Origin of the sequence: Rubripirellula reticaptiva (assembly GCF_007860175.1) — a bacterium.
Taxonomy (GTDB): domain Bacteria; phylum Planctomycetota; class Planctomycetia; order Pirellulales; family Pirellulaceae; genus Rubripirellula; species Rubripirellula reticaptiva.
Genome location: NZ_SJPX01000001.1, coordinates 704,191 through 728,301 on the forward strand (window position 1 = coordinate 704,191; position 24,111 = coordinate 728,301).

The 24,111-nt window shown below is 53.8% G+C and carries 18 protein-coding genes; 2 read left to right on the forward strand and 16 right to left on the reverse strand.

Annotated features, from left to right (window positions below; translation table 11 throughout):
* Window positions 1-4 precede the first annotated feature (4 nt).
* The 10 genes from Poly59_RS02625 to Poly59_RS02670 form a co-directional block, all read right to left on the reverse strand.
* The gene (locus Poly59_RS02625; RefSeq protein WP_186775974.1) at window positions 5-2,554 is read right to left on the reverse strand and encodes a DUF1592 domain-containing protein; all 2,550 of its coding nucleotides are present in this window, start codon (window positions 2,552-2,554) and stop codon (window positions 5-7) included.
* Between the two features lie 109 nt (window positions 2,555-2,663).
* Window positions 2,664-3,998: a FecR domain-containing protein gene (locus Poly59_RS02630; protein WP_146532500.1), complete on the reverse strand. Its 1,335-nt coding sequence runs from the start codon at window positions 3,996-3,998 to the stop codon at window positions 2,664-2,666.
* A 1-nt stretch (window position 3,999) separates the two neighbouring features.
* Window positions 4,000-4,545 carry a sigma-70 family RNA polymerase sigma factor gene (locus Poly59_RS02635; RefSeq protein WP_146532501.1) on the reverse strand — a complete coding sequence of 182 codons (546 nt, stop codon included), beginning with the start codon at window positions 4,543-4,545 and terminating at the stop codon, window positions 4,000-4,002.
* 185 nt (window positions 4,546-4,730) lie between these two features.
* Window positions 4,731-6,215 (reverse strand): DUF1501 domain-containing protein, encoded by a 1,485-nt coding sequence (locus tag Poly59_RS02640; RefSeq protein WP_146532502.1) that lies wholly within the window; start codon window positions 6,213-6,215, stop codon window positions 4,731-4,733.
* Window positions 6,212-8,959, reverse strand: a complete 2,748-nt coding sequence (locus Poly59_RS02645; protein ID WP_146532503.1) for a DUF1553 domain-containing protein — start codon at window positions 8,957-8,959, stop codon at window positions 6,212-6,214. Before Poly59_RS02645 ends, Poly59_RS02640 begins: the two co-directional genes overlap by 4 nt.
* Before the next feature lie 66 nt (window positions 8,960-9,025).
* Window positions 9,026-10,612: a sulfatase gene (locus Poly59_RS02650; RefSeq protein WP_390621435.1), complete on the reverse strand. Its 1,587-nt coding sequence runs from the start codon at window positions 10,610-10,612 to the stop codon at window positions 9,026-9,028.
* Between the two features lie 65 nt (window positions 10,613-10,677).
* Window positions 10,678-12,372, reverse strand: coding sequence for a LamG-like jellyroll fold domain-containing protein (locus Poly59_RS02655; RefSeq protein WP_146532505.1), 1,695 nt, complete (start codon window positions 12,370-12,372; stop codon window positions 10,678-10,680).
* A gap of 4 nt (window positions 12,373-12,376) precedes the next feature.
* Complete coding sequence (locus Poly59_RS02660) at window positions 12,377-12,931, reverse strand: sigma-70 family RNA polymerase sigma factor (protein WP_146532506.1); 555 nt, start codon at window positions 12,929-12,931, stop codon at window positions 12,377-12,379.
* Window positions 12,932-13,316: 385 nt separating this feature from the next.
* The gene (locus Poly59_RS02665; RefSeq protein WP_146532507.1) at window positions 13,317-14,045 is read right to left on the reverse strand and encodes a hypothetical protein; all 729 of its coding nucleotides are present in this window, start codon (window positions 14,043-14,045) and stop codon (window positions 13,317-13,319) included.
* A 148-nt stretch (window positions 14,046-14,193) separates the two neighbouring features.
* Entirely contained in the window at window positions 14,194-15,447 is a 1,254-nt protein-coding gene (locus tag Poly59_RS02670) for an FG-GAP repeat domain-containing protein (protein ID WP_222436030.1), read from the reverse strand.
* Window positions 15,448-15,805: 358 nt separating this feature from the next.
* On the opposite strand from Poly59_RS02670, the gene Poly59_RS02675 reads away from it, so the two are divergent.
* Window positions 15,806-17,137, forward strand: a complete 1,332-nt coding sequence (locus Poly59_RS02675; protein WP_246151327.1) for an SHD1 domain-containing protein — start codon at window positions 15,806-15,808, stop codon at window positions 17,135-17,137.
* Here the strand turns inward: Poly59_RS02675 and Poly59_RS02680 are convergent.
* Both Poly59_RS02680 and Poly59_RS02685 read right to left on the reverse strand, forming a co-directional pair.
* Window positions 17,134-18,579: a porin gene (locus Poly59_RS02680; RefSeq protein ID WP_246151328.1), complete on the reverse strand. Its 1,446-nt coding sequence runs from the start codon at window positions 18,577-18,579 to the stop codon at window positions 17,134-17,136. The genes Poly59_RS02675 and Poly59_RS02680 overlap by 4 nt on opposite strands.
* A 223-nt stretch (window positions 18,580-18,802) precedes the next feature.
* Window positions 18,803-19,771: a DUF4380 domain-containing protein gene (locus Poly59_RS02685; RefSeq protein WP_246151329.1), complete on the reverse strand. Its 969-nt coding sequence runs from the start codon at window positions 19,769-19,771 to the stop codon at window positions 18,803-18,805.
* A 575-nt stretch (window positions 19,772-20,346) separates the two neighbouring features.
* On the opposite strand from Poly59_RS02685, the gene Poly59_RS02690 reads away from it, so the two are divergent.
* Window positions 20,347-20,817, forward strand: coding sequence for a hypothetical protein (locus Poly59_RS02690; RefSeq protein WP_186775975.1), 471 nt, complete (start codon window positions 20,347-20,349; stop codon window positions 20,815-20,817).
* Between the two features lie 43 nt (window positions 20,818-20,860).
* Here Poly59_RS02690 and Poly59_RS02695 read toward each other — a convergent pair whose 3' ends face one another.
* The 4 genes from Poly59_RS02695 to Poly59_RS02710 form a co-directional block, all read right to left on the reverse strand.
* Window positions 20,861-21,295, reverse strand: coding sequence for a hypothetical protein (locus Poly59_RS02695; RefSeq protein WP_146532508.1), 435 nt, complete (start codon window positions 21,293-21,295; stop codon window positions 20,861-20,863).
* A gap of 28 nt (window positions 21,296-21,323) precedes the next feature.
* A complete protein-coding gene (phrB, locus tag Poly59_RS02700; protein ID WP_146532509.1) occupies window positions 21,324-22,757 on the reverse strand; it encodes a deoxyribodipyrimidine photo-lyase in 1,434 nt (477 codons plus the stop codon).
* A 46-nt stretch (window positions 22,758-22,803) separates the two neighbouring features.
* Window positions 22,804-23,508 carry an SDR family NAD(P)-dependent oxidoreductase gene (locus Poly59_RS02705; RefSeq protein ID WP_146532510.1) on the reverse strand — a complete coding sequence of 235 codons (705 nt, stop codon included), beginning with the start codon at window positions 23,506-23,508 and terminating at the stop codon, window positions 22,804-22,806.
* 160 nt (window positions 23,509-23,668) lie between these two features.
* Window positions 23,669-24,100: an arsenate reductase ArsC gene (locus tag Poly59_RS02710; protein ID WP_146532511.1), complete on the reverse strand. Its 432-nt coding sequence runs from the start codon at window positions 24,098-24,100 to the stop codon at window positions 23,669-23,671.
* Window positions 24,101-24,111 lie beyond the last annotated feature (11 nt).

The following is a 24,111-nucleotide window of genomic DNA, read 5'->3' on the forward strand; positions in this document are numbered from 1 at the left end:
CGAACTACTTCGTTTGGAAAGTAGGTGACTGAACGAGTGCGTCAATGAAGTCGCTTAACTGATAGTTGTTTGGCTTTGCCGCGTCGATGATCGTTTTTGCAAGATCATGATCCGCGAAACCATAGGTCCGGCCGAGCCCGTAGGTGATTAGCGACTCAGTAAACCCTTGCGCGAAATCATCCGTGTGGCGAGCTACCGCGTCACGCATCGCGAAATAGTCGGCGAAAGTCTCACCGTCCGGAAGTCGTCCACTTGGATCGATATCGAACACCTTTTCGATTTGCCACTTACCGGCCTTCTGCCTTCCAGTGCCGATGATCTCTTTATCTCGCCACAATCCCGCCGCGTTAAAGTTTTCCAGCCCAAAGCCAAGCGGGTCAATCTTTCTGTGACAGTTCGTGCACTGAGGCTGCTCCTGGTGGGCGCGAGCAAGTTCTCGCGCCGACAGAACTTCGCCGGCCAGCCGGCTAAGCTGGGGGACGTTTGGCGGTGCCGGTGGTGGCGGATCGTTTAACAAGTGACGCAGAACCCACGCCCCTCGCTCGACCGCGGATGCTCGCTGACCATCCGAGCCCATCGCAAGAACCGCCGCCGTGCCAAGCAGTCCACCACGCAGCGAATCAGACGGCACCAGCACTTTGCGAAAGTGATATCCCTGAACGTTGGAAATACCGTAATAGCCAGCCATCAAATCATTGACGACTACAAAATCCGACTTCAGCAATGTCCCAAGAGGCAGCTTTTCCTTCAACATCAGATGCACGGTTTCAAAGATCTCTTCGCGAGCATTTGCGCGAACGGCATTGTCGAAGGTCGGGAAATCCCCACCGTCAAACTGAAACATGTCCAGCCGTTCCATTTGCAACCATTGAAACACGAACCCACGAACAAACTCGTCCGCTCGATCATCTGCCAACAATCGTGCGGTTTGTTGTTTCAACACACTTGGATTCAAAAGTTCACCGCTGCGGGCCAATGCTTGCAGTTGATCATCGGGCGGCGAACTCCAAAGCATGTACGCCAGTCGCACAGCAAGTTCCGCCCCCGTCAATCGCGGCGAAGATGTGTCGCCCGTTGACTCGACCATGTACATAAAACTGGGCGATGCAAGCACGACTGCCATCGGGCCGATCAATGCATCAACCGAAGACTCGCCCTTGCTGAGGCTGCCTAAATACTGATCAACCAGTCGATTGATGAACTCGGGTGCAGGCTCCTCACCACGAAAGGCAAGCGTCGCAAATCGGTGCAGGAATTGCTTCGCGAGTTTCGCGTCGGTTACCAACTCGACTTTCTCTAGCAATTCACTGGCGGAATGATTCGCCCGACTGGGTACGGGATCTGGCCCGATCAATTCGGCCCAGTCGATCCAGATGCCAGGCGGCGTCCCGATACCATTGGCTCGCATGTCCAACGTCGCCAAATTCTTGTCGCCGCGGTCTTGGTGACTGCGTTGGTGAATCCAGACCTGTTGCTTCTGGCCCGGCGAATGCTCGATCGGAAACTCAATGATCTCAGGACGATTCAGCGGCGCGGTGACTTTGCGCCATCCCAATAGTTTACGGCCGGTTCCGTACCCCGATGTGAATTCTAGATAGTGAAACCTTTCGCCAGCGTCGGGATACATGGCCGCACGCAAACGAATCACGTATTTGCCATCGGCGTTTTCATGCAGTACCGGCATTTTGACTTTTGTCATTCCGCCCTGTTTGATCGTCATGATCAAAGTGATGCCGGACTTTGTCTCGGGACGAGCAAGATACTGTTCAAGCTGCGGTAACCATTCGGCAGTACGTTGCTTCCTGGCTTGGTATTCATCGAGCAGCCCAAAATCAGAAGCAGGTTTTTCGCTTTGCGATAGGAACGCGTTCGACCGCGCGGCGATGTCTCGCATCGCAGCTGCGGCGGCGGCATAGTGCGGGTTGTATTCAACCTCGGGTTCAATACGAACCGTCTTTGACTTAATGGGCGACTTCGACGTCAACGCAAGCTCAAGCGTTGCTCTTGCCGTCGCCAAGTACTGCTCGAGCTGATCGCTAGAGAAAAACAGAGACGAACCGACGGTATCGAATCCCGATGTTGCCTGATCGTCAGGCAAAGTCGTGACATCGGGGCGAACGCCAAGCAGCGACTCAATCGTATTGGCATACTCGCGGCGATTGAGACGTCGTAGTGTGATCGCGCCACCCGAGTCGCTCAGAATCTGACGCGCCGTCACCATCCGCTGCGACAAGTCTTCAAGAAAGTCTGCCTTCACCGAGTCCCCAAGTGGTTCGACGTCCTCAGGTGGCATTTCACCCGAGTTGATAGACCCAAGAACCTTTTGCCAAAGCCCAGCAGTTGCAAGATCCTTGCTGACATCGAAGGACAAATTCTCAAGATCAATATTCGCCTCTTTCGTTGCCCCATCATGGCACTCAAAGCAGTGCTCCTTGAACATCGACAAATGCTTTTCGGGCATCAAGGCTGGCGTATCAGCGGTGGCATCAACCGCTCCCGCAGCAACGAGAGTCGCCACTACAAATGCGACGATAAAGTTCTTCGTATTGACCATTTCGATTTCTTGGTTGGTTTCTATTCTTAACCGGCGAACAGCGGACGAGCATCTTGCCACGATTCACAAACACGCGAACGATGGCGGGAAATGACACCTCGCCGACAACTCACTTAATCGTAAATTCAAGCAGCGGACCGGATGCTTCGGGGTTCGCGTCGTTAGCAAACGCGTGAGCGAGCCCGCGATCCTCGCCTTCGATCAGCCCCGTCGTCCGTACCAAAACAAACGTCACCTTGCCGTCTGGGTCCGCCTTCAAAAAATCCAGCAACTCGCTAGTTTCGATTCCGACGACGCCCTTTTGTTGACTGCGTGGAATGTCAAAGACGCCAAGCAAAACGCCGTCGTCGACATCCGGCGCATCTTCCCATGTCGGGTCCACGCCCCAAACTTGCTTGTCGACATGCGTGATTCCGTAGACTGCAAATGTATTGACCACCGGCAATCGAGAAGCGAATCCTTTACCACTGGCAACCTGGTTCAAACGCAGGCGAACCGATGTTACCGATGTCAAATCCACTGATGAAACATCCATCGAAAAGAACGCTCGGCTGTCCCACTTACGATCGTCGACCCACTTCACCACCAACATTTCGGGATGAATCCATTTGCCACGGCGATTGTTCCGGATGACATAGGACGACTGACCCTCGGTACCCACACGAATCAGCGGCAAAGTGTCTGCAAAGGCAGCCTCGGGCCTTTCACCATCGTAAGGAATCAGTGTTTTGTGAGTCATCGCAGCACCTTGGCGATCGGTTAGCCGAAAGTCTTTCCCGGACGCAGGATGGTGAACCGAAATCTCACCTTTCAGCACTTCGAAATCCGACTTCGCTAGTTCCCCTTGAACCGAAACAGCGAACTGGGTTCCGTGATCGACCGCATATCCATCGGGCGTCTCAACGACAAAACCCTCCGCCGATTCGGGGACGTTCACGATTACGGCACCGTCGATCAACTTACTGCGCATCGATGTCAGCAGCTCAAACTGAGCTGGCGCTTCCAATGTCACCTCGGCGCCGGAACGAAAGCGGATCGTCGCGATTCCCGCTATCAACTTTAGCGATCCCGGCGAAAGCGATGATCCCACCGTCGTCGGCAGCGCACTTTCCCAAGCTGCATTTTCACTCGACACCAACGTCGCAACCGACACTGTCTTTGTGAACTGAACTGCACCGCCCACCAACGCCAGCGCCACCGCAGCGATTGCAACCAAAACCGTCATCAGTTTTGCCCACGAAAGCGAGCCGCCCGGACGCGACAAAGCAGGCGGCTCCATCTGGCGTTCCATCGCCACGTTTCGCAAACCCGCATCCGTCGCCGCCGCGACTGCAAACTCTCGGCGCAATGCGGGATCGGCAGCCAACAACCGCTCTAGATCGCCCGTCTCGGCTTTCGAACAAAGCCCCAACAAATAACGATGAATTAAATCGCTCGCATTCATCCTAAGTCGCCTCGGGTTGCAGTCGACCGCGAACGCAATCCGCAAGTTTTAAACGTAGACGCGCCAGCAACTTATAGAATGCATTGACAGACTTCCCACTGGTCTCGGCGAGTTGCTGGATCCGGCCACCACCCGAATAGGGCGCCAACAAGAGTTGCTGATGCGACGCAGAAAACTGTGTCAGGCACGAATTCAATGCCTCGCGAATCTCGACAATCTCGCCCGCGTCGATCGACTCAGCCTCATCGGCGATCTGCTTCAGAACCTCGTCGCTTAGCAAATGCCCATTCCTGCGCAATCCCGAAACAGCCGACAAACACTTGAACCGCAGGATTACCTTTGCCCAAGGTAAAAAACCCTCTTCGTCTCGCAATTGCCCCAGCTTTTCCCACATCGTGACGCTGGCTTCTTGAATCGCGTCGTCAACGGCGTTCCAGTTTGGCAAAATCGACCGCGCAAAGGCACGCAGGGCCGGTTCATGCTTCAAAAAAAGCCGCATGAACTCGCCTTCAGAAATCGCTCGGGTTGGATCGTTAGAACGGGACATAACGACCTATTTGAGTCCGCGGACGATCCTGCCGCAAATTATCCGCAATTTTGCAAATGCACTCTCTCGTAGGCACGGCTCAGAAGTTCGCGGGTTGCGTCAAAACCCTTTCCCTAAAGGGTTTCGGACGAATTCCGCGACGAACGATGACCATCCTAAACTGCAAGACATCTAGCGACGGTTCGCTAGGCCAAAATCCCCTTGATCACGTTGCCGTGCACATTGGTCAAACGCCGCTCTAACCCGTTGTGATAATACGTTAGCTGTTCGTGGTTGAGTCCCATCAAGTGCAAGAGCGTCGCGTTGAAGTCATAGACACTCACTTCATCAACGGCCGCCTTGAATCCGAACTCATCGCTCTCGCCATAACTGAACCCCTTCTTGACGCCCGCTCCGGCCATGAAGCACGTGAACGCATCGGGATTGTGATCACGACCGGTACCGTTAGCTTGCAAGAACGGCATGCGACCGAACTCGGTGCACCAAACGACGAGCGTGTGTTCCAACATCCCACGCTGCTTCAGGTCGGCGATCAACGCCGCCGTCGGCTGGTCCATGATCTCGGCCTGCATTCCGTGCGTCTTTAATATGTCGCTATGCGAATCCCAATTCGTGATGCCGTTGCCACCGGCCGGGTCACTGCCATTGAATAGCTGCACGACTCGAACACCCTTTTCGAGCAAACGCCGCGCCAGGATACAGTTGTTCGCATACGCCTTCTTCAGATCCGTGCCGGTATCGGTTCCATAAGCATCGTGAACGTGTTTCGGCTCGTTCGCGATATCCATCACATCCGGTACCGAGGTCTGCATTCGGCCAGCCAGTTCGTAACTGGCAATTCGCCCCGCCAAATCCGCATCGCCTGGAAATTGTTGCAAGTGTTGAGCGTTCAACTTTTGTAGTAGCGCCACGCTTGCCCGGTCCGACGCAGCGTCGTACCCAGCAGGTCGACTCAAATTCGACGGCGGCGCCGAAGCCGTAAAGTCGGTTCCTTGGAAAGCAGCAGGTAAAAATCCACTGCCGAAATTATTCTTACCGCTACGCGCCATTCCACGAGGATCGTTGATCGCCACGAACGCTGGCAATTCACTGGTCTCGCATCCCAAAGCGTACGTTACCCAAGAACCAAATGACGGAAAGCCTTCCATCGTGAACCCGGTGTTGAAGAAGTTCTCGCCTTGCGGATGCGCACTGGTTTGGGTCGAAAGCGAATGAACAAAACAAAAGTCATCGACCATGTTGGCAAGATTCGGCAACAAGTCCGAAACCATCTTGCCACTTTCCCCGCGCGGTTTGAAATCCCAAAACGGCTTGGCGATGTTGCCTGTTGGACCTTCGAAAGTAATCTCGGGCATGCCTGGCGGTTTCTGACCATCCAACTTGTAAAGGTCCGGTTTGTAATCAAACGTATCCAGATGGCTAACTGCACCGGGCAAATAAATCACCAACACTTGCTTGGCCGGCATTTCGAAATGTGGCGGCCGCGCAGCGTACGGATTCTTGTCATCAATGTCGGGCCGAATCGGCCCCAACTGATCTGCGCCAAGCAACTTGTCCTGGGCCAGCAATTGCGACAACGCAATGGCTCCCATCGACATACCGGATTGACCGAGGAACGCGCGGCGATCAAGTAAGGATCGCCCGATCGATGATAGTTTTTCTGGGTTCATGGCAGGAATGCAAATTCGTTAGTGTTGATGAGTGTACGACACAAAAGCGCCAGGCTTTGTTGCTTTGCGAAGTCAATCGCCTCTTCGGCTTCCTCTTCAGTTGGTTTTCGAGCGAGCAACAACTCGAAACAACGAGTGACCTGCGCCGAGGTATCATTGCCAGCCTCGCGTTTGGCACGCGCAGCCAAGAAAGCAGCTTGCTCGACCACAAAATCGCTATTCATCAGATTCAGCGCCTGCAACGGAGTGGTCGAGACTGGACGCTTGGCCTTAATCTGTCCACAATCCGGAAAATCGAATGCCGTAAACATGTGATCATCGACCCGGCGCATCCGTTCTTGGTACAGCATTCTGCGCCACGTTTGGTCGCTATGGTTGTCAACGACTTCCCACTGGGCATAGCGTGCCTTGACGTTGTGAATTCGATAGCTCGGTCCGCCGATTGATTCGTCCAATCGTCCAGTGGCCTGCAAAATGGAATCACGAATCACTTCAGCTTCGACACGGCGAGGCGGGTATCGCCACAGCAATTGCGCGGACGCATCTTTCGACAGACCGTCTTTTTCCGGTTCGCTCGACTGACGAAACGCCCTCGATAAAACCATCATTCGGATCATGCGTTTGACCGACCACGGCGTCTGCTGCGACGGATCAATGAACTGATTGGCCAGCCAATCCAACAACTCGGGGTGAGTTGGTGGGGCGCCGGCTTTTCCAAAATCACTTGGCGTGGAAACAATCCCAGACCCGAATGTGTGATGCCAGATACGGTTGACCATGACCCGAGGTGTTAGTGGATTGCTAGGATCCACCAACCAATCCGCTAGAGCCGCCCGACGCTGGGGCCCTGGTGCGTCGGGCATCAAATCCAGCGTACCGCCAAGTTGTTTGGGACCGGCCGCATCGACCTTCCCGTGGGGCGTCTCGGGACTTCCCCGCAACAATACGAAGGTTTCCACCGGTTCGATAAACGTTGCCAAGAAAGCGGGCTGCGGTCCTTGCACCAACAGTTCGCTGATCACGTCCTGCATCTTGCTTTGTAAATCTTGCCGTTTTTCCTTTCCGGATTTTCTTTTCTGCATCTCAGCCGTCGATGCAAACGCTTTCCAATTCCCCTCGTCGTCCCGCAACTCGATCTTGAATTCGCCGTAGTTCGCTTTGTTCATTCCATTCAAATAGTCTGTCTCTAAAAAGTCCTCGCGATTGGTGCTGATTCGAATCGTACTGACCGTTACCGGCTCTGGAAACTCAAACTCGACCCACGGACGTTCCTTTGACTTCGGAGGCGATTTCGCAATCCACCCCTTTGTCCCGAAAACACCGTCCGTCAACTTCGCCGCAGGCTTCCCATCGACTAACGTCGCAGGATTGCCTCGCACAACGGTACCGAACGATCGTTGAGCGACGTTTTGACCGCCACCTTTGGCTTCGATGATTTCCAACTCGTCCGCGTTCACCCAACCGTTATCAAACGAAACACGAATCTCTCGAGTCGTTTTGGGTTGGAAGTGAATTTCTTGGTATCCCTGCCAATCTTCTTTCCATGCCCAGCCGGGAGCCCGCATCTGACCGCGAAGCTCGTTCAATTCGCGTCGCAACTCTTGTTCGCGAACCACCCGAGGATGCTCCGGTGAAAGCTCTGGATACCGGCTGCCAAATTCGACGTCTTGGAATGCTGCCGACATCGCGTAATAGTCTTGAATCGAAATCGGATCGAACTTGTGGTTGTGGCAACGCGCGCAACCGATCGTGACTCCCATCACCGACGCACCAACCGTTTGCAAGACTTCGTCGATCCGATCAGCACGGGCTTGGCGGATCGCCGTTTCCTCGGCCCCAACCGTAGCCGATGGAACATGCGGCCCAGCAACCATGAACCCCGTCGCGTCGCCTGCGCCCATCACGTCGCCAGCTAATTGCTCGCGAATGAACAAATTGTATGGCTTGTCCTGGTTGAACGAACGCACGACATAATCGCGATACATCCACGCGTTCTTTCGGTACAAATTGCTTTCACTGCCGTTGGTTTCAGCCCAACGAATCACGTCGAGCCAATGCTGGGCCCAACGTTCACCAAAGTGATCTGACGCAAGCAGTTCATCGACCAAAGCGTCATAGGCTGCGTCAGCATCAACCGCAAAGGCGGCCACAAAATCATCACTGCGCTTCGGAGTCGGCGCGATGCCGGTTAACACAATCGATGCCCGACGAATTAGCGAACGCGGATCCGCAGCACGATTGAAGGTCAGACCTGCTTCGCCAAGCTTGCTTTCCAAGAATTGGTCAATGCTATTGTGATCAAACGCGGTTTGCATCGGCAAAAACGACCAGTGGTCGACTTCGTCTTCGGCGACCTGATCCATCTGGCCGGGCCAGTCAGCGCCTTGTTTGATCCACCGCGTCAGTATCTCAATTTGTTCGGCAGGAATCTTGTCCTCATCCGGCGGCATCGCCGTTTCTTCGTCAACGTGATTGACCACATCGATCAAGTAACTTTTCTCGGGATGGCTCGGAACCAACGCCGCCAAACCAGAATCACCACCACGAAGCATCCGGCCGCGCATGTCGAGTCGCAAACCAGACTCTTGTTCATCTTCTCCGTGACAGTGCAAACAATGCTCTTCCAGAATCGGCAACACATCATCGTTAAAGTCGATCTCGCTCGCCTGCAGGCCACCCGAGAAACCGAACGCAACGAAACTGCACGCAACAAAAAAAAGAGCGAGGGTCGAAATTCGTATCATGAGAATTAATTCGGGTAGAGCCGTTGGATATCAATTGAAATCAATAGTCGCGGAAAGCGTTGACCGCTAGCGACTTACGAACCCGGCCTGGAGCTGGTCGGTCAATTCGCGAACGAGTTCCTGATTCTCGCTGGCAATGTTCTTCGTTTCATTCGGATCGTTTTGGTGATCAAACAGTTCCGTGAACACCGGTTTCGCACTCGAATCACGGTGATCACGCCACTGCACTAACCGATAACGATCGGTCCGCATCGTGTAACCCATCAAGTGTTCCTCGAACAGTTCACGGTCCCACTTATCTCCTTGCTGGTCGATGATCCGAGACTCAACTTCTTTGATCAACGGACCGAACCAAGTCTCACGCATCCCTTGCGACAACGGATTCGCCGCCCATTCCCGCAGTGCTGGATTTGGATACTGACTAAACGCTGCTTTCTTCCAGGGCTGCGCCGGATCATCTAGTAGCGGCACGAAACTGTCACCTTCAAGATGCTCGGGTACCGATAAACCAGCCAGCTCGCATAGCGTTGGATAGATGTCGACTAATTCAACAAGTGCATCCGTCGTTACGCCGCGCGACTTCATATTCGGCGTCCAGATCATCAAAGGCACGCGAGTCGCGATTTCATAGTTCGTTGCCTTTCCCCACACACCCATGTCGCCAAGATGCCAACCATGGTCGCCCCAAAGCACGATGATTGTGTTGTCACGAACGTCAGCATTCTCCAACGCCTCAATCAACTTTCCAATCTGCGCATCGACGTAACTAACGCTCGCCAGGTATGCGTGTTTCAACGTTCGAGACAGATCCGGATCGATCGGTCCCGTCTTTGGAATGCCTGATCGAGTCCGCAGTTCGAATGAAGCGTGCAGCCCCATCGCAGCACCATGGTCCGGTGCATCCACCTCGGTCGCCATTGGAATTGAATCTGCGTCGTAAAGATCCCAGTACTTCGACGGTGCGCACCAATTCAAGTGCGGCAACTTGTAACCCATCCCAAGAAAGAATGGCTTACCATCTACCTGAACCATCTCTTTCATGGTCTCGATAGCCAACTGCGTGTTGTATCCATCCAGGTAAGCAGTATCCGGAACATTGGCTTTCTCGTATGCCGGCCCCGCTGCCAAACCAAGTCGCGCCGCCTCGCCATACTTGGACAACATTTTTCTCATGTTGTCGGCTTTCAACTTGTTATTTTCAGGAAGAGCGTATGCCCCAATTGGCTTCTTGATTCCCTTGATGAACCGCACCGGATCACGACTCCACGACCGTCCTTCGTCGGTGTCGCCTTGGTGAAAAATTTTGCCACAATACGCCGCCTCGTACCCAGCGGCTACAAAATGTTCAGGTAGCGTCAAGATCTCTGGCTGCAACTCACGCAGCGAAACGTAGTTGTGGAACAACCCGGTCGTTTCAGGCCTTGCTCCCGTCATCAGGCTCGCACGCGATGGACGACAAATTGCTTGCTGACAATAGGCTCGATTGAACAGCAACCCTTCACTCGCCAAAGCGTCCAAATTCGGCGTCACGGCGATCGGCGATCCATAGCAACCCAATTCAGGTCTCAGATCGTCAACCGCAATGAACAGAACGTTCGGCTTATCGGCGGCATGGACGATGCCTGCGCAGATAAAAGTGACGACGAATAGCATAGTGAAAATTTTCATAAGTTCATATTTCTGTACGGTGGAACGTCGAGAATGAGTATTGACGAGCGCTAGTACCCAAGCGGTTTTCCCTGGTCGTAAAGCGATTTGATTTCGCTTTCCGTGAGTGCAGCGTTGTAAATCCCCAACTCATCAATCGTGCCATCCAGGTTACGGACAGCAAACTCTGGCGTCTTTCGAAATGGTTGGCCCCAGTTGCCGATCTCCGCTGGGCCAATTCGTAAGGTATCGGTGTAGAACTCGTCCTTGATCGTCTCACTGCCGATGCGTACGCCGTTGACATACTGATCGACCCGGCGGCCCACCGGGTCATAAACCGAAGCAAGATGAAACCACTGACCGCTTTTGGTGATATCCCAAAACGGCTCGGTAAAGTAAACGTGGTGCAAACCGGCCGCTTGAACGACCTGCTGCTCATCTTCGCTGAAATGCGAAAACTCTTTCGTGTCGTCAACCATCACCGACAACATCAGCTTGCCGTCATTGCGAATTTGCCAATGCGGCTCGCCGTTCTCGTAGCCATCGCCCATAAACAATGCATTGTACCGATGCGAAAGGTCATCGATCCGAACCCAGGCGGCGAACGTAAAAGCCAAGAACGTCCCATCAAGCCGCGTGCGAACTCGAGCGGCCGGTCGATCGAATTCCAATCCGGTCGACCCCTCGCCGAAACGCCCGACTGATGCAACGACGGGACCGACCAAAGTGCCGTCACCAGCCGAGCCCGCGACTGCCGCGTTGGTTACCAAACGCGACGAACCAGTCGCGTCACCCAAATCGTGTTCGAATGGGTAGTAGGCAATCAAACGCTTGTCTTTACGAAGCGAATCAAACGCAACTTGCCAACTCGATAACTTCTGACGCTGAAGCTGCGACTGTTGGCTCCGCAGTTCCTCGGACGTGGCTATCGACGATTCGTCCTCCGATGCATCCTTTTGTCCGTCCAGCCACTGGTCTTCGCCAGTTGTCAATCGCTTCGGATCATGGGCCGACTGATGAATTTCAACTTCCCCATCAATCACCCGGACTCGTGCATTGTTGCTCGTGACGGACAGCGAAAACTCGGTGCCCAGATCAATGATTTTAGAATCGGCAGCATGCACCACAAACCCGCGAGCAGCAGGAGGAACCGACGCACGCAGTCGCCCCGACACACATGTCAGCTCCCAATCGGACGTGACATTTAGTTCCGCAGGCCCTTCCACGACAAGAGAGGCACCACAGAAAAAGTCCATTTCGACGACACCGCTGTCGATTGAAAAGGTGCCCGCAGGAATCAAGTCCCCCGACCGGTAAGAAGCCGCACCATCCGACCAGCGGACGTTTAGAACCCGACGCAAACTAGCATGGCCAGCAACCATCGTTTCAACATCGTTTGCGGACACAGGGCCAGCAAATTGCTGGGCCGGTCGCTGAACAGGTCGCTGGGCAATCGATTCGCCTGAGGACCGGCGTCCAATCGCAAACGCAGCGAGCGAACACACCGCAACCAAAACGGCCGCCACCGCAAACCACGCCGGAAAGTCCTGACGACGGGAAACGGCTTGAACCGCTACTGTTGGGGTGACGGTACCAACGCCCGGCCAACCGGTCTCGCCAAGCGATTCATAGAGTTCAACACTCTCAAGGTACAACGCCCGTGCTTCGGCACTTTGAATCAGCGATTGCTGCATTGACGCAAAGTCCTCGAGCCCGATAGTGCCATCAAGCGAGGCGAAGATCTGTTCCTGCAATTTTCGATTCATAAGACTACTGACTCGCCAACTGCGATTGAACACACTTCAACATCGCCGATCGCAACGCGTTAACACGACTGTACAAACGTCTTGCTTCGACTCCCATTTGTTTGGCAATCCCCGCTACTGAATCCCCCGTCGCATGTACGCTTAGCAACAAACGCCGGTCGTCCTGACTCAATTTACTTAAACACTGAGTCAACGCCGCTTGCCGTGGCGACTCCTTCGCCGCCCACGAACTGGAATCCTCGGCAAGCAACTCCACTAGTTCATCGCTAAACACCAAACGTTCTCGCGAAGCATCACGCACCCGGCTGAGCACTTTGAATCGAGCGATCACACAAGCCCACCGAATGAAGGCCTCATGCCGCGAGTCGCCTGGGTCCGCCGATTCCGCAGCATATGAAAACGATTCGAACTTTCGCCAGCACTCCAGCGAAACATCCTGCATCACGTCATCGATGCCCTCTGCCCCAACCATCAACGACCGGACGAAACGGCGAACGCGATGCTCGCAGTGCCCCAGAAGGGATACAAAGTCGTCGTACTGTTCGTCTCGAGTCGTCATGAAGGTTGCTCGCCGTCAAAAAATTGCTCCCTTGTAAGTTCCGTCAGTTGAGTGCTTTACCAAACCAATTTCAAATTTCCTTGAACTTTTTCGGCCCCGGCCGTCGAAACTCCATCTTTTTGCAGCAAGACTTCGAAGCCTACTTCTCCTTTGATGGCCGATTATTTAGCCACGGCAAACGACTCGACCGGGTGGATCGATTCCAAGAGACCAAATTCCGGTTCGTCAAATCGGGCCGAAGAGTTCCGGAAACAGCTTGGTTGGCGGCAAGCAAAGCAGGCGACGAAAGAACGCCAGTGCAGCCGCTGTGATTTTGCGGCAGGCATCAGTGGTGCGATCTCAATCGCAACGACTTATCGGTACTGACTACGCTTATCGGTACTGACTATGCGATTCGTCGATACTGTGGACGCTGGCCAGATTGTTGATCGGTAAGGTCGGCGCAAATGTCGCTGAACATGTCGCTCATCAACCGATTCGATTTCCCCCAATCATACAATTGACCAGAGATCGTCGCGTTGAATGTGATTCGGCAATAGCCATCACAGGCCTCGATCAACACATGCAGACGCCCGCGATTGGTGATCAAACCCGAGGGAAGCTCTGTGCTCAGCGAACACTGGTCGATCGATTGATGAACTTCATCAATCACCCACGCCTTCGATGCAATCGTGCACAAAACGGCCAACATCAAACGTCCTGGACTGGTATCAAACACGCCTTGCGTTTGCCGATCCATTTTGATTCCCAGCTTGTCGTAGATCGGAAGAATCGCCTTGGTGAACTTGCCTAGCGAGAACCCGATGGGCGAGACCGCATCGAAGACTTCAAGCAAATCTTCGCCAGTGACACCAGGCTTCGCGATCTTTGCAGAGGCTGCGATTCTCGCTCGCGCGACTGGATGGTCAAGCACGGTTTGATAGTGAATCGAATTTGTCCAATCCGCAGATTCATCGACGAGAACCGCTTCGACAATCTCGTTTTCCACGAGCAATTGATCATCACTCGAAAAGATCCCCCCGGGATCACCGCTCAGCGAAGCCGGGCTCTGGTTCTTACCACATGCTGAACAGAACTTTGCCGCTCCATCGGCTCCACAATGGACACAGAACATCGATATCAGCTCGCTGTTTGGAATTGGGTGACACAACGCCCGGGGCGACTAAACGAGGCTACCGAAATTCCGAAAGAGGGGGCAAGACACAATTCCGCTCGCTCGGGCGATTGACAGGCCCTCGAAACGAACCGTTGGTATCCAATACTCACTTTGCCGGACGATTCGGGTTCTCGTACCAAGCCACGTTTGCAGTGCCGCGGCCTGCGTTGAGCAAATCCAAGTCTCCGTCGCCATCCATGTCCACGCTGCTGAGGTGATAACTTTGTTGGTTGCGATCGAGCGTGTGATGCGTGAATGAACCGCTGCCATCGTTTTCGTACCACATCAATAGCTCGCTTCCAAAGCCGCAAACGGCGGCATCGATGTCGCCATCCTGATCGTGATCTGCGACGGTCAAGCTGTGTGGAAATTCAATTTCGGGATCAATGGTATGAATTTTCCAACTTGGATTCTCGAACCAGATCACGCCGTTGCCATGACCTCGCGATGCCAACCAATCGACTTTGCCGTCGCCGTTGACGTCCGCAGGCGAGATGTTGGTAGCGGCAGTTTGATCCTCGGCAAGAATCACCTTCTCCCAGACGCCGTCCACTTTATCCTTGCCAGGGTTCTTCCAATAGGCGAACCAATTCCCATCCGTGAATGGCAGCCCCTTTGCTCCCACTGCGATTTCTTTCCATCCATCTCCGTCAATGTCGCCGACACCCATGTAATGGCTGCCACCGCGGGCGTCCTTATCGGCAAAGACATGTCGATCCCAATGGGGAGCCGTCGCCGGATCGATCGGAATCGACAACCACGCGATCGAGTCACCGATGCCTCGGTCGGGTTCAAAATTGTTGATCACCAAATCATCACGACCATCGTTGTCGATGTCACTTCGCGTCAAACAATGGATACCCGTGATTTGCGGATCAATCGTCCGACTCTGCCAAAATGAATCGACGTCGTAACCCCTCTTCACACCACTCTTCCAATCATCTGACGTGGTGACGTTGACCGAACGACCGGGGTTTTCGAGCCAAAACGGATGTTCAGATGCAACCGCGCCGGCCCAGTCCAAGTCGCCATCCCCGTCAACGTCGATCACGGTGCTGTGGATGCATGTTTGCTTTCGATTCGCAAACCGATGCAATACATGCACTTCATTCCAATTCGGCGCAAGAAACAAACTGACCGTTCCACCAAAGCTGCAAACCACGTCCATCAGTCCGTCGGAATTTGCGTCGATCGCGACCGCCGTGTTGCAGTGCCCCCGATCCATCACAAGATGCTTCTTCCAAGCGACCTCGGTGCCATCATCGGCCGCCACAATGGAAGAACCCAACAGCGTGATTGCAACAACGGCCCGCAACCGCGCAAACGCATCGCTGAACTGACACGGATTCGTTTTGGACATATTGGACTCTGCGATCTATTGACAAAACGTAACCATTTTCGCCCGGATCGAAAGATAAAAACATGCGTCAAGTACCACTGACGCCCGGGACCCAAACTATACCTTGCCTATAACAACACAATGTCCAACGACGAGCCTAACGCGGCAATTCAGGTCCGCAAAATGTACCTGCAACCCTAACTAGTGAACATCAGATACCCAAGGATCCGAGCCGCAGATTTGGAAAACTCAACGGAACCTGCGCCCCAAATAATGCTGGATTCAGCCTCTAAAATCGAACACACTTAAAACCCGATAAGCTGTCACGCGCGACATCGACGGGCTATTTTGCCTCCCACCTGAATCCGAAAGCCAATCCATGCGAAATACCAACATCGGTCACGCCGCCTATCTTCGAATGCTTGTCATACCGCTGCTTGCCGGTTTCGGTTTGGCTTTGCCGGCGCAGGCTGAAATCTGGATTGATACGACCGGAAGTTTCAAAATTGATGCTGAATATGAACGCGTCGATGGCAGCAGTGTCGTGCTGCGTAAAGCCAACGGACAAACAATTGCAGTTCCGATCAATCGACTCAGCGAAGCAAGCCGTGCAAGAGCCAAAGAGTTGTACGAGCAAGCCAAGTCAGGCGGTTCGAAGTCGCCGACCAATTTGGCGACCAACTCTGAGTCAGGCGGATCCCGCTATCAACCAGCCAATCGATTCGCAAACATTGTCGCTCCCTCAGCGCCCGACATTGGTCAGATGGATCCGTTTCCTATCAACCCAAAACTGCAACAGCAATTCGACTACATGAAAGCACAGGTGATGAACGGGCACCTGGAAGTGCTTTGGTACTGCCTACCTGACGATGTGCGAACAGAACTCGACAGCCAAGAGTTCCGTGATCTGTATCGGCCGATGTTGGAAAACTACGCTGACCAAAATGCCGCAATGGAAAAGATGACCGCAAAGTTGTTGGAAGTTCTAACCACGAAAAAGGACTTCGTGTTTGGTTCGTCGTTACTCGCTAGCGTGCCACCGGGCGTTCTGCCGATGCTTCAGCAAGGATATGATCCAGGTGTTGGATTGATGTACGAGTGGATGTCGCTTTCTAAGGGTTTTGAATCGATTCCCGAGACCACTTTCACCGAACTTGCCAACTACCACTTGCCACGCCTAGGCGCGCACGCAACAGGACTGCTGCCGCTCGCACCAACCGGTTCGATTGACGGACTACTCGACCAAGTGGTCATCGAACAAACCAGTGCAAACACTGGGACAATCACCGCACCAAAACAAAACGGCGAGACCGAAACCGTTGAGGTAGTCCTTCACGACGGACGTTGGTTGCCAAGTGAGTTTGTCGACCTGTTGATCGCCAACAAAGACAATCTGGTTCAAAAAGCAAAAGAGTCGGCGACTGAGTTCGAGAAAGTCATGAGCCCAGCGAGTCAGGTGCAAACCGCGGCGTTGCTGGAAACCGTTTCTGTCCCTGTGGGCGCAGCTCTCGACAGCCTGCTGGCCGCCACCAACCAACGGGAATTTGATCAAGCCGCCATGGGAATGGTCCAACAAGCCATGATGATGGCCGCCGGCATGGGTGCTGCAAACGCAGCGCCCCCCAGCCCCCCCCAGGATTCTAAAGATGGGCAGCCCCAATCGTCGGTTCGGGTTCCGAGCCGACCCACACTGCTTTGGGCAACTTCCTAAAAGAATGTCCAAAGCTGTGCTCGCAAGAGCGTCCCGCTTGCGCCGGCAACGTAGCCTGTTCGAGACTGCTGTGCAGGCGAGTCACCGATCGACGTTACGTCAAACGTGAAGCGTGCCGATCGCTGATTAAAGAGGTACCAATTCAAACCAGCGGAGACCTCGTCACCGCGACCTTGGTTGCCAAACACTTGTGATCCTCGAGCGAAACACTCTAGCTGTTCGGGAATGATAAACGCGCCGCCTTGGACAAAGAAACCGTGATCAAACTGGGACGGAAGCGATTCACCGGCAGTACCTTCGATGTTGCGTAACCAACGCAAAAACACTTCTGAGCTAAAACTGAGCCCGCGCCATTTGGTTCCCATGTGAATCGAATAAAGCCAAAGATCGAACGCGTTCACGCTGACCCCAGGCTCGAGTGCACCCGGCTCGTTCAAACGCGTCCCGTCACTCAAACGAATCACGGTTTGTTCCGCCCCCGCTTGTGCGTCAATGCTGCTGTCGTTGCGAGTGTACGTAAGCCCGTGACCCACGCGCGCGGCTAGTTGCTGATGACTTTCGATGTCCGAGAACCCAGACCCAAAGTCACCTCGCGGTTCCCACCACGAAAGAAACGAATATGCAAACTGAGTGTCTAGTTCCGAAGCACGCAGCGATAGCGTGTTGAATCCATTTCCCACCAGCGCGTGGTACGAAATGTCATCGGTCAGCTTGCCAATCGCCCAAACCCCAGCCGTGATGGATGGCCGAAAGAACGTCGTCGCCATCGTTCGGTCCGCGCCCAATGTGTATCGAGACGTCTCAGTCCATTCCCAAGTTCCGGGCAATTTTCCAAGCCCCATGTAAATGGCAAGTCGATCGTTGATGCGAAACGAAGTCCATCCCAACAATAGCTGGATCGGATTGCTCGCAACGGTGCTGTAATCGACGTTCGCATAGAACCGAAGATCTTCGTCAAACGCATACCCTGAGAACACGAGGCGTCCACGATTGATGTCGAAATCATTCCGGTTTGGAATCTCGCGAACGATGCCCGCGGCGTCGACCGATGTTGCCTGATCACGATCAAAACCGGTGTATCGAAATTGCTGGTGCAGCCCGACGGTCAACTCGAAAGGCGTCTCGTCGGAATCGTACGGGCGAAGCGTCCACCCCGCGTCATAAGTCGAATAGTGAGTCGGACGATGGGTGGATGAGTCCGAACTCAACGCAGATTCAACAAGACGCAGCTCGGAATCTTGCTGCAGTTCGGCCACCATCTGTTCCAACTGATCAATTCGGCTCAGCGCTGCTGGCAAACGAGCATCCGCTGCGTCTGCTGACGTTGAAACCAGCAATCCTAATTCTTCGGCGCATCCTACTGAGCCGACGAACCCTGTCGTGACGACGACAAACAGAGTTCCCAGAAAATTTATGAGTTGCTTGTGTGCGTATTCTCGCATCCGCAGCTTTCAAGCCGAGTAACTGATCGTATAGTCGAATAATCGGTATTCAGCCGAGTCTGATTGCAACAATTGGACAACTTTTCCCGAGTACTTTGGTCACATGCTCCCACCGACGGATGTGAAACGCAGCCGAGTTGGTTGCCATCACGCACAAATTTTGCGTTAGGTCAACATGATTGCGACCCGTGTCAACGCGTGAAACACGATGCCCATCATTTAATCATGGCGTCGTCTTTTCAATGACAAGTTTTTGAATGACGTCGAAATCGACCTGGCGATTTTCAGCGGGAAAAGTGTGCGGCAGCAACCACCACTCTTCCGAAAAACTCGCTGCTTGGCCGGGTGCCAAATTCTCGGCAGGACCAATTGGCTCGAGTTCCACCATATCTTTTTCCGGGTACCAAATCGAAATCGTTAACGATGCAAACTCGTTGTATGACCGGTCCGGGAACGTCGCAAAACGTTTGACGAACATATGGTCGTTGGGCACCAAATAAGCGAGCCATCCGGCGTGCGAATCGAAACCCAGCTTTGGCTTCGCTGGCACATCGCGAACCACCACCGCTCGATCTGAAACGTCGATATTCGGATCCTCTGGTACGATCGTTAGCACGTTTCCGTTCTCGTACCGAACGTATCCGTTGGGGAATCGACCAAGCGGTAATCGTGGCACGACGGCAATCCCGCCACCAATCGCAAATGTGCGACTCCAATGACAAAGACTGACTGGATGATCCGATTCATTCACGATCGTCTGCGTGCACGTCAGTTGCGAAGTTGTAGCGCTGAGCCAGAAGTCACGAATCAATCGAACACCTGATACGGGGTCAAACTCGCTCGTCATCTTGGCGGAACGCGGACCAGTAACTTCGCCGATCCAAGGACCAGCCCAAAGAACGAAGCCGCGCTTGACCATCTTCTCGGGCCCGATGTCAAACCGCCCGGCATTCATCGGCATTTTCCCCACACCTTCCCTGTAGGTCCATCCTTCGTCGCCCGCAGGCAAAAAGAGCACGTTGACTCCATCGAGCGAATACTCAAGCACACGACCGCCAGCCTCGGGACAAAGCGTCACCGTTGTCGACGAGTTACTCAGCCGAATGCAGTGCTCGTAGCCGTAGTACGCAGTGACCTCGGCATCAGCCGCCATCAAGAACTCACCACCCAAGATCGAGACAACCCAAAGCACGACCACAGAAAACCAACATCGATGACAAACACGACAAGCAATCATGAGTTAACCCGAATCATGCGAAGCGAAGGGGGACAAGCGAAACCAAGCTTACTCAACGTATTTTCAACCTTCGGTACCCGCAAGCGCCAATGCACGCCCCGTACTTCCGATTGCGCAGATCAGTTTTCTGTTCCGACAAGCCAGCTTTTCTCAAACCAGCTTCACTTGCACACGCCCGGCCAATTGCTCGGCAACAGAAACCGGGCACGGCAACAGAAAAGCCAAGAATTCGCCAAGCTTTGGCGATCGGAATCCACGCAAGCATCCTGCACAGGAACCGGGCACGCAGCACAGCAAACAAGCAGCATCGGCAGGCATCACCGACCAGACGCGGTACTTCTAAAATCGTTGATGAGTCCGCAAAAGTGCCGCTAGCGTGACGTTAACCGCACTAACGACCGTGGACACTGCCTGTCCCTGCGTCCGGCACACGCATTGCTAATTGGTTAGGAGTTCTGGTGTGGCAAGTGGCGGCAAAGTGCACACCGAATCAAGCCGAGGCTATTCCCTCCTTTCGGAATTTTTGTTCCATGACCATTCATGCAAGACGATTGCCAACCCGCTTACAGCAAACCTACGCCCATATCCGAGTCCAAGCAGGGCAGGCGTGCGACGTCACTTACGAAATCTTTGACAGTGCAAGTCAGAGCCCGGTCGACTGGTCCGGACAAGACTCGCGGTTCAGGGTCTATAGCCAGGTCGTCGACCGTTCGGTGGTGATGGAAATCACAGATCCAGAACGTTGCACTTTGGGGCCCGACGGAAACTGGCGGTTGCAGTTGTCAGCCAGCGAGACCGAACGACTCCCCCGTGGCGGAATGACCTTCACGCTGGAGCATCGCAATTCGAATAGCGACTACCTTCCAGGTCTGAAGGGCGGGATCAGTTGCTTTGATCCCAACTCTGCGAGTCCACAACGGGTCGATCCCGCAAGCACACGACAGCAGCCGATCAGCCGCAGTCGGCTCCGCAGGAATCTAGTCGGTGAAAGCTCTTACTGAGAAACGACTGAGGCTGCGAAGCCCCAGACTCGCCACGAAGTAGTCAAGTCTTAGGGCAGACCATCCAAAGCACCAATACCCCGCGGACGGTCCAAAGCACCGTTCGCAACCAATTTCCCGTAACCAACTTTCGATGCGTCTCGGCGTCAAACGACGCCGTTAAAATTGCATGCTGAGGAACCTGAACGGTAAAAGTGATTAACCAAATCGCTGCGACAAGTCCAATCCCCAACCAAATCGCAATCGACCCGACACCCATCGGGCGATACCAGATCAACAACACCGCAGTTGCAATTTCGGTCAGCATCAGTGGCATCACAACCCACGTCGTCAGTCGCTGGTGATCCGTCTCGTATCGCTTGAATTCGCTTTGCCCAACTCTCGAGAAAAGTGGATAGTGCACGACCTGGACAAACCAAATCAGTCCCACCATCGCCAGCGTCGAAGCAACTTGCAGAAGAAGGGTTGCGATTGCCATTTCAGTTTTCTGTGTGTTTACGGTGGGATTAGTGGGCATCGCCAATACGCTTGAATTCGTCCAGTGCACGTTGGCGTGCAAACTTGTGATCGACGATGCACTGCGGATAGTTCATCGTTGGGTCGCCTACCGAATCTGCCAATTTCTTCGAATCGTGCAGTGCTTTGGCTGGTACGTTGCCTAACTCAGGACAGAACCGGGTGATGTACTTTCCATCGGGATCGAATCGCTTGCTCTGACTAAACGGATTGAAAATACGGAAGTAAGGTACCGAATCCGTTCCCGTCGACGCAGACCATTGCCAGCCGCCGTTATTGGCCGCCAAATCTCCGTCGATCAATTTTTGCATGAAGTACTTCTCGCCCCATCGCCAATCGATCAAAAGGTGCTTGGTCAAGAACATCGCGGTGACCATTCGCAACCGATTGTGCATCCAACCGGTTTGATTCAGTTGCCGCATTCCCGCATCAACGATCGGGTACCCAGTGCGACCTTCGCACCATGCTGCAAAGTCGTCGGGATCGTCTCGCCACCGGATCTTGTTGGTACTTCGTTTGAACGGTTGGTGCATCGACACGCGAGGTGCGTTTACCATGACGTCGGTGTAAAAGTCACGCCACGTAAGTTCAGAGACCCACGTTGCCGGACCAGTTGCACTGGGAATCGTGAACGATCCATTACGGCGGCCGATCGCCACCGCCAAACATTGCCGTGGCGAAACGACTCCCGCGGCCAAATAGGGCGACAACTGGCTGGTGCCGCTGATCGACGGAATATCCCGATCAGTGCCGTATGATCCGATTTTCGCCTTGAACTTTGCCAATCGCTTATCCACTTCGGCTTCGCCTGCCGGCCACAGATCTGGCCGAGCAGCTGAAAAATCAAATCCCGCTAACTCGGTTGGGATCTTCGATGCCTTCAAATCAACCTTGGGCTGCTTTGGCGGAATCGCAAGCGGCGTCATGTCATCGCACGCCAAAGTGTCCCAAACTCGCCGATACGGCGTGAAGACTTGGTAGGGACGATCTTCCTTAGTTTTGATTTTCCCAGGCCGCACAATGACTCGGTCATCCGACGCGTGCACTTGGATCGATTGACTCTGCAGTGCATCGGTCACTTGGGCATCGCGACTGCGCTCGTTGACTTCGTACTCTGCATTAAAATAAACGTCCCCGCAGCCAAACTGAGAAACAGACTGGCATACCAGCTTGGGTACTTGATCAAACTTGTCGCACGAAACAACACGAAGCGGAATATTGAGCGCCGCCAGTGACTGCGAGAGCGACTGAAGATTCTGTAGCCAGAAGTGAACCTTCGCGTCGGCATCATCATGAAGACGCCACTGGCCAGGCGTCAGGATGAACAGCCCAACAACGCCATCGGTCGATCGCTCCGCTGCGTGGGCGAGCGCCGAATTATCGGTGACGCGAAGATCGCGACGAAACCAAACCAATGACCGCATCTGTTTCAAAATCCATTCAGCAAGAAAAATTCAAGGTGATTCCGCGTCAATTTCGCAGCGTCGACATGCCTCCGTCGACCCCCATCACTTGACCGGTCATCCAGCCGGATTGATCTCCGAGCAAAAACTCAGCCGCAGCGGCTATGTCATCAACCGTTCCGATTCGCTTCAGGGGATATCGGTCCGCCATCGCGTTACGCTTCTCGTCATTGCCCAAGAACTTTGCTGCGAGCGGCGTATCGGTCAGCGCCGGAGCAATGCAGTTGACTCGAATCTTTGGGGCCAACTCGACGGCTAACGTTCGCGTCAGGGCTTCGACCGCACCTTTGGATGCAGCGATCGAGGAATGCATCGGCAAGCCCTGTGCCACCGCCACCGTGCTGAAGAAAACGATCGACGATTTTTCGGCCGCCTTCAACCCCACTAGCGCCGCCTGCAAACACTTTACACCGCCGACCACGTTCAATTGAAAATCATCTAGCATCGCCGCCGGCTTCAGACCACGAAACGGCCCCAAATTGATTGAGCCAGGACAATATGCCAGACCGTCAATCGATGCCGGCAATTGGCTTGCAGCGATTTCGTCAGTGGTCACATCGACGGGTAGGTGCAACACGCCATCCAAGCCCGCAAGTTGATCGCAGGTCCGCGAAATCACGAGCACTTGATCGCCCTTCGAAATCAACCGTTTGACGATTCCCAAACCGATCCCATGACTACCACCGACAACGACATATTGTTTACCAGCCATGCGAAAAAACGACTTTCTGTTTGATTGATTCGTGAGTGCCGTAGCTACCAAAAACTGTTTCGCGTTGAACGAATTTTCAATACTGCGAACAATTTTTGTAGTGTAGACCAACGTCAACCAACACCACCCGAACGGACCGGTTCACTCGCAAGCGAACTCGTTAATTCAGAAGCTTAGGCAATCGATCGATCACAAAACTGCGAATCTCATCACGAACACGTCGATACTGGTCCATGGCCTGATCTTCGCTAGCGGCTTCCTTGGCAAGCTTGGGTGGATCGTCGAAGCCGACGTGGACAAGCTTTGCTTTCGTCAAGAACGCCGGGCAATTTTCGTCGGCGTGACCACACACAGTGACGACCAAATCGAGAGGCACATCGGTAAGACTGCTTGCAAGTTTTGACGATTGGCCCGAAATATCAACACCGGCTTCTTTCATCACTTGCATGGCGTTGGGATTGATACCGTGAGCCTCGATTCCAGCCGAGTACGACTCGATCTTGTCGCCATGAAAGTGCCTTGCCCAACCTTCCGCCATCTGGCTGCGGCACGAATTACCAGTACAAAGAAACAGAACATTTTTCTTGGTCATGTCTTTACGTT

Coding starts and splice junctions, on each gene's coding strand:
- Poly59_RS02625 (WP_186775974.1), bottom strand. CDS start 2,554: ATGGTCAATACGAAGAACTTTATCGTCGCATTTGTAGTGGCGACTCTC.
- Poly59_RS02630 (WP_146532500.1), bottom strand. CDS start 3,998: ATGAATGCGAGCGATTTAATTCATCGTTATTTGTTGGGGCTTTGTTCG.
- Poly59_RS02635 (WP_146532501.1), bottom strand. CDS start 4,545: ATGTCCCGTTCTAACGATCCAACCCGAGCGATTTCTGAAGGCGAGTTC.
- Poly59_RS02640 (WP_146532502.1), bottom strand. CDS start 6,215: ATGAACCCAGAAAAACTATCATCGATCGGGCGATCCTTACTTGATCGC.
- Poly59_RS02645 (WP_146532503.1), bottom strand. CDS start 8,959: ATGATACGAATTTCGACCCTCGCTCTTTTTTTTGTTGCGTGCAGTTTC.
- Poly59_RS02650 (WP_390621435.1), bottom strand. CDS start 10,612: ATGCTATTCGTCGTCACTTTTATCTGCGCAGGCATCGTCCATGCCGCC.
- Poly59_RS02655 (WP_146532505.1), bottom strand. CDS start 12,372: ATGAATCGAAAATTGCAGGAACAGATCTTCGCCTCGCTTGATGGCACT.
- Poly59_RS02660 (WP_146532506.1), bottom strand. CDS start 12,931: ATGACGACTCGAGACGAACAGTACGACGACTTTGTATCCCTTCTGGGG.
- Poly59_RS02665 (WP_146532507.1), bottom strand. CDS start 14,045: ATGTTCTGTGTCCATTGTGGAGCCGATGGAGCGGCAAAGTTCTGTTCA.
- Poly59_RS02670 (WP_222436030.1), bottom strand. CDS start 15,447: ATGTCCAAAACGAATCCGTGTCAGTTCAGCGATGCGTTTGCGCGGTTG.
- Poly59_RS02675 (WP_246151327.1), top strand. CDS start 15,806: ATGCGAAATACCAACATCGGTCACGCCGCCTATCTTCGAATGCTTGTC.
- Poly59_RS02680 (WP_246151328.1), bottom strand. CDS start 18,579: ATGCGAGAATACGCACACAAGCAACTCATAAATTTTCTGGGAACTCTG.
- Poly59_RS02690 (WP_186775975.1), top strand. CDS start 20,347: ATGACCATTCATGCAAGACGATTGCCAACCCGCTTACAGCAAACCTAC.
- Poly59_RS02695 (WP_146532508.1), bottom strand. CDS start 21,295: ATGGCAATCGCAACCCTTCTTCTGCAAGTTGCTTCGACGCTGGCGATG.
- phrB (WP_146532509.1), bottom strand. CDS start 22,757: ATGCGGTCATTGGTTTGGTTTCGTCGCGATCTTCGCGTCACCGATAAT.
- Poly59_RS02705 (WP_146532510.1), bottom strand. CDS start 23,508: ATGGCTGGTAAACAATATGTCGTTGTCGGTGGTAGTCATGGGATCGGT.
- Poly59_RS02710 (WP_146532511.1), bottom strand. CDS start 24,100: ATGACCAAGAAAAATGTTCTGTTTCTTTGTACTGGTAATTCGTGCCGC.